The organism is Bartonella alsatica (assembly GCF_013388295.1).
Classification (GTDB): domain Bacteria; phylum Pseudomonadota; class Alphaproteobacteria; order Rhizobiales; family Rhizobiaceae; genus Bartonella; species Bartonella alsatica.
On record NZ_CP058235.1, the window covers coordinates 646,501 to 652,500 of the forward strand.

At 34.8% G+C, this 6,000-nt stretch carries 4 protein-coding genes and 2 pseudogenes; 4 read left to right on the forward strand and 2 right to left on the reverse strand.

The features are described 5' to 3' along the window. The first annotated feature begins 70 nt into the window (after positions 1-70). Both HWV54_RS02685 and HWV54_RS07235 read left to right on the forward strand, forming a co-directional pair. Positions 71-456: pseudogene (locus tag HWV54_RS02685) on the forward strand (recombinase family protein). Positions 457-1,462: 1,006 nt separating this feature from the next. Beyond that, positions 1,463-2,080: pseudogene (locus HWV54_RS07235) on the forward strand (IS607 family transposase). Between the two features lie 348 nt (positions 2,081-2,428). Here HWV54_RS07235 and HWV54_RS07160 read toward each other — a convergent pair. Beyond that, positions 2,429-2,563: a hypothetical protein gene (locus HWV54_RS07160; RefSeq protein WP_280641468.1), complete on the reverse strand. Its 135-nt coding sequence runs from the start codon at positions 2,561-2,563 to the stop codon at positions 2,429-2,431. A 399-nt stretch (positions 2,564-2,962) separates the two neighbouring features. Here HWV54_RS07160 and HWV54_RS06985 point away from each other — a divergent pair, with 399 nt between their 5' ends. Beyond that, positions 2,963-3,187 carry a transposase gene (locus HWV54_RS06985; RefSeq protein WP_245256306.1) on the forward strand — a complete coding sequence of 75 codons (225 nt, stop codon included), beginning with the start codon at positions 2,963-2,965 and terminating at the stop codon, positions 3,185-3,187. A 359-nt stretch (positions 3,188-3,546) separates the two neighbouring features. On the opposite strand, the gene pyrF is transcribed toward HWV54_RS06985, so the two are convergent. Then, entirely contained in the window at positions 3,547-4,392 is an 846-nt protein-coding gene (gene pyrF, locus HWV54_RS02695) for an orotidine-5'-phosphate decarboxylase (RefSeq protein ID WP_005864427.1), read from the reverse strand. A 397-nt stretch (positions 4,393-4,789) separates the two neighbouring features. Here pyrF and HWV54_RS02700 point away from each other — a divergent pair, with 397 nt between their 5' ends. After that, positions 4,790-5,878 (forward strand): YrzE family protein, encoded by a 1,089-nt coding sequence (locus HWV54_RS02700; protein WP_005864425.1) that lies wholly within the window; start codon positions 4,790-4,792, stop codon positions 5,876-5,878. Positions 5,879-6,000: the final 122 nt, after the last annotated feature.

A 6,000-nucleotide genomic window follows, 5' to 3' on the forward strand; every position in this document is an offset into this window, starting at 1 on the left:
AATAATGTATAATAAATTAGTCTTTATATTATGATACTGATTTATATTAAAAGTAATTTATAAAATGAAAATGGTACTATTAGATTATGGAAGAGTATCAACTAATCAACAAAAGTTAACACTTCAAATTACAGAACTTAAAAATGCTGGAGTACACGAAAATCATATTTTCACTGATATAAGAACAGATTCTATAGATAAACGTGAAAGATCGCAGCAACTACTTATGTGTGCAGAAAGAGATGATACTGTTCTCCGTACTAAAATGGATCGCTTGGAATGCGATACAGCCGATATAGTCATATAATTGGCAGTTGTTACAAGAAGGGAATTTTTATTCGTTTTCTGGAAAACGGTTTAAGTACCGAAGAAACGATGAGAAAAATGATTATTCAAATTCTAGTTGCTGTAGCAGAAATCCAACGTGCACATATTTTAAAACGGATGAATGAGTGATGAATTGCTGCATTGGCAGCAGGTATTTAAAATTCGGGTGAAAACCTCATCCGAAAACAGAGAGGGCACTTGCACTAATTTAGCAGGAAATTCCATCCTAGATTATTAAGAAAAAAACAAGAATTTCTCATATCACTTAATTTTAGGCTGAAAAAACGATTTTCTGTAAAGAAACCATAGGTATTTCGATTGTTCAGAATCAATCATTAGATCACTACGTAAATATGTCCTATAGAAAGAAGTTTTCTATAAAAAGAAATTATCCAAAAATTATGTAATTGATGCTAAATGTGAAGAATTGCGGGTAAGTTGCTTAGCTCAGGATAATATTGATACTGCTGAATCAGAGGAAGCTACTAAAGCAAATGATAATCAAATAATGTAGGAAAGATTAGCGATGTCCGAATTTCCAGCTTATACACTTTTGTTACTCAAACTTCGATGTATAGAACAATTTATTCGCATTATGGGTTTTCTACCAAGGATGTTGATAAAGAGTGAGTCCAGATTGGTTAGATAAAGGTATTATGATAAGAGATTATCATTTTTAAAATGATCTGAGATATTAAAATAATTTCTAGCACAAGAAAATAACTATATAGAAAATCTTGGCAACTCATTGATAAACAAGAAATTACATGGTGTACAGAATGATCTAAGTGATCACATCCCCGTAAAGTTGGAAAAAAGGGAAATTTATCACTATTCCTTAATACGAAGCGCAATTTCGTAGAAAATGATTTGCTTAAGTATGTCAATAGTGAGAAAGACTATGGCCGGTAACCTTAAAACAGCATTAACTAAAATCAATATTAAAGAAGCATGTAGTTCTTGTTTGTGATTCTAAGAAATATCAACCGATCAATGAAGCTTATAGTTTATCAAAAACTCAACAAGGTACTTTATCTTATAGCGAAGCACAGCACACATAGTACTCTATTATACGCGGTTGAAAGCTTTAACAATCTCGTTGTAATCTATTTGTATCTACGTGTTAATGTCTATTATGAATAGATTCGTTGGGATAAATAAGGCACCTCAAACTTTGGATGTTTCAATCAGCACTTTACGGCGTTGGGAAGCAGAAGACACAATTATTTCTAAACATACAGCCAGAAGTCACCACCGTTACAATCTTTCCAAGCTAAGGCTTAAGCTTTTTCGTTCAGAAGAACCGACACAATGAAAAACCATAGCTCATGCCCATGTATAAGCCATGGTCAAAAAGATGATTTAGAAAAACAAAAACAAACTCTTGAGCTTTATTGTACAAGCGAAAGCTAGACTTATGAATTAATCTCTAATTTAGAGTCTGGAATAAACTATCGTAAAAGGATTTTAAGCGTTTACTAATTGCTCTTATTGAAAATGAAGTGGGTCGTTTAATTATCATGCATAAAGACCGTTTATTGCGCTTCGGTGCCGAATTGTTCTTCACCAGTTGTGAAGCCATACGCGTTGAGGTTGTTATTCTCAATCAGAGAGAAAACCAGTTTCGAAAAAGATTTAGCTAAAGATGTTTTAGAAATTATTACTGCCTTTAGTGCTCACCTTTATGGAAGTCATTCTAGAAAAAACAAAATTATTAGAGAACATTTGTCAAGTCGTAGAAACATCGCAATAATTGTTTCTCACAAAATAGCGCTAAATTTAAATAATAAACAAGGAAGCTAGAGAACTCGTGCAAGTGATTGCATACACTGTACTTATAATTGAGCATTGAAAAATAGTATCAGCATTATGAAGCATGGAAGAAAAATAGTATTTTACCCAAGCTTAATCATTCTGAGTAGACAATTCAATTCTCTTAAACGAGAATAGTTTTCATAGATAATGGAAGTCACTAAGAATGCTCCACAAATGGGCAATCATTCAATTGGGTATGTTTTTTAAAAATTTACTTCCAGGAAAAATCTGGTATCTAACTGTTAGCAAGATAAGGAGAATATGGCTGTTTTACTGTAACTAATGATTAAATACAGCCGCCAAAATCAAGGTAAGAACTCTCAAACTTAATCGGACGCATATGCGCAAACAGTCGCGATTTCAGAGAAAGATCTTGTCCGTAACTATTAGCCGTAAAACGAACCCGTGGTTTGTTTAGCATTAAAGCAAACAATCTAAAACCACCGAGCGAGAACAAAACTTCGTTGATGTTGATTTGAGCGGCAATGCATTTTCAATACTCTCAACAGAAGAAACCATAGGAAGAAAAAAATTTAGAAAGCTTTGATGAATCATTTATAGCATTATCATAGCGTTTAAATCGTAAGCAAAAGGCTCGAACAATCATCATAAAGAGAAGTAAAAACTAGCTAAGCTTCACGCATGGATAGATGATAGCAAAATAGAGAGCTTGCATAACTTACAACAGATTTAGTTCAGCATTTTGCTACGCTTTATCTTGAAAATCTTCATGTAAAAAGCTTGCTGAAAAATCCGCATTTATCGCATGCTCCAGCATAGATCAAAGCTTTTCGCATTTCACCATTAATTAGTATACAAGATGGCACACTATGAGCAACAGATCATTGTTGTAGACTGTTGGTATGCGAGAAGTAAAATTTATCATCATTGCAGATGGAAAGTTGAACAATTTCCTCTTAACATACGTCAATGGAAATGTTTTCATTATAGTACGCCCCATGATCGAAATATCAATGCAGCAATCAATTTAAAAAACTTGACAGTGAATTGCACCGTGTCAGTCTGTAGAGAAGAAAACCCCTAGCTAATGTCTTGTAACTTTAGGTGGAGCTAACCTCAAAAAATGAGAAAATCAATAGAATATTGAATCAGAAATAATCATATTTAGACAAGCTTGATAGAACGGAATCTCGAAAAATTTCATTTAAAAAATATCAAAAAATTTATCATTGACATGCGTAGAAACAATATGAAAGCGATACGTAAACTCTGTAAAAAATACAAACCAAAGCTATTAATGTAGATTTTTCGCACAACAAAGGTCATTCTCTTTGAAAAGCTAAAAATAAAAAATTCGGTGTTTTCATTTTTTGATTTTATGAGAGGCTATCCCTCTCAAACTCTCTAAAATGCTCTTCAAAATTATGGTATAAGCAAAAATCCTCAAGACATAAGAGTATTTTTAGTTTGCTGTGCAAAATCATTGATGAGCGTTTTTAAAGAAACAGTATTTCGACCAGCATCTGTAATCGACCTTGAAATAGAAGGAATAATATTCTGCCATAAATTTTTAGGAAATTGATGAGTTAATTGCATTATTGTTCCTCCTTGAGTACCAATACCAGGAACAAGAAACAAGGTGTTTTTTAACTGTTCGATAGTGTCTTTTGATTCACTCCCCAAAGTTGCCCCAATGACCGCACCGATAGGTCCAACAGGATGATGCGTACCTAAAAACTGGTTATTATAATCACAAATACGCTGTGCCAAATAAACAGAGAGAGTCTGATCACCGATAAGCGCATTTTGGATTTGCTTTCCCTGTGGATTAGAGGATTGAACAACCACAAAAACCATTGTTTCTGTTTCTTCTGCAATCCTTATCATAGGAATAAGAGCATCAAAACCAAGAAAAGCATTGACTGTCATGGCATCCGCTTTGAACGCACTATTGGGACCGAGCCAAGCTCTACCATAGGCTTCAGCAGTAGAACCAATATCGCCTCTTTTTGCATCAACAATAACCAATAAACCTTGTTCCTGTGCATTTTCAATGAGTTCCTTAAGAGCTTGAAGCCCCTCAAAACCATATAATTCAAAAAATGCAACTTGCGGCTTTATGATGCCCACTTTGCCAACAACTGCCGCTAAGAGAATATCACAAAAATCTTTCAAACCTTTATAATTAAAACTTAGTTTCCATGAATGTAGAACCTGATGACTAGGATCAAAACCAATACAAAGAGGGCCATATATTTCACGATTTTTTAAAAAAGCTGAATAAAACATTTTATCACCAAATATGGGCTTTCTTCAAATTTTTGGATACTCTATAAAAGGAATTCGTTTTAAAAATTACCGCCACCGGTAACATGTTTTTCTAAAGAAGAAAAGATTTTCAAATTTTCTGGCATCACAATACAAGCGCTGCAAAATTATAAAAAATTTATATATTTAATTTTATTAAACTATTTATGATATTCAATTGTTTGTTTTGAAAAGCGCGCTATAAGCTGAACTTTTGTACAGAGATTTCAGCCACATACGACTTGATATGTAGTTTTGGTGAGAACAACATGTTTTGTTTTTTGTATTCTCTGTTTATTTCCAGCCACCCCGTATCTAATTTGGAACATAATTGCTAAAGAAGCATTTTATCTCCAGCATCATTCAAGGAGATAAAAACATGGAAACCCGCATACCTGAAGAGACACCATTTGATACACACTTTCTAAGAGAGACCTCACAAGAAGAACAGTATTCACTTTTTTACAGCCCGATTTCATGGTCTGCAATTTTTGCCGGACTAGTGACAGCACTTGCTACTTCAATCTGCTTATCTTTTCTGGTTACAGCTTTAGGCTTAAGCCAAATTGATCTTTACTCTTCCTCGCCATTAGAAGGAAGCTTTTTATCTTTTGGTATAGGTTCACTTATTGTTATGGTCATCAGTCTTGCCCTAGGAGGCTTTATTTCTGGACGTTTTGCAGAATCTTCAGGCGCACTTCATGGTTTTTTAACTTGGGCTCTATTAACACTTCTCATGACCATCCAAGCCATCCATATAGTTTCAAGTGCAGCAAGTTTAAGTGCTAAGGCTGTTTCAGAAAACACTGCGCCAACACAACAAACTGCCGACAGCCTTAAAACAAATTTCGTTCCTCTTCTTTCAAAATTAAAGGGCGAAAGTTTTGAAAGTTTTTTGCATGATAAAAAAGACAATAGGGTCGATTTTGATGAATTGGGCAATGAATTACGCGCACTTCTCAAAAAAAGTGACATTCCTGCCCTAAATCCTGACCGCTTAAAGCAATCCTATCAGGAGGCTCTTAAAGATATTGAATCGACGATATCCGCTTTCAAAAATGATCCTACTCGCTATCGCACCTATTTAAAAGAACTCAGTGATCATCTTTCTGATCGTGCAGACGCCATTACAACAAAGTTTGATCGAAGCGATATCATCAACACTCTTATGAACAATGGTATGACGCGTGCCGATGCACAAACAACCGCCAACCGTGCGATCCATGTTTACCAGACGGCAGAGGAAAAAACGGAACAAGCTATTGAAGCTCTTGAGGAACAAGCTGACACCCTTTCTAAAAAGCTTGATGCTTCCCTAAAGGAAGCACGCCGCACTGCGGATAAAGCTACCAAAACAGCATCCAGCATTGGATGGTGGGGTTTTTTAGGAGGTCTCATTGGCGCCATAATTTCCAGTGTTTGTGGCTATTATGGCTACAGAAGCCGGAAGGAATCTTTCATGCTTTAAAAACTGTTTCTTCATAAAGCATAAAACAAATAAAAAAGCTGTACAACTGGTGCAGCTTTTTTTTTAAGTATCATGGAGTGCGAATGGAAGCATCAAGCTTTTTAGAAAGAGATAATGTGGTA

Bases quoted from the DNA above. Each gene is read 5' to 3' on its own strand.
- HWV54_RS07160 (WP_280641468.1), bottom strand. From the start codon at position 2,563: ATGCTAAACAAACCACGGGTTCGTTTTACGGCTAATAGTTACGGACAA.
- HWV54_RS06985 (WP_245256306.1), top strand. From the start codon at position 2,963: ATGGCACACTATGAGCAACAGATCATTGTTGTAGACTGTTGGTATGCG.
- pyrF (WP_005864427.1), bottom strand. From the start codon at position 4,392: ATGTTTTATTCAGCTTTTTTAAAAAATCGTGAAATATATGGCCCTCTT.
- HWV54_RS02700 (WP_005864425.1), top strand. From the start codon at position 4,790: ATGGAAACCCGCATACCTGAAGAGACACCATTTGATACACACTTTCTA.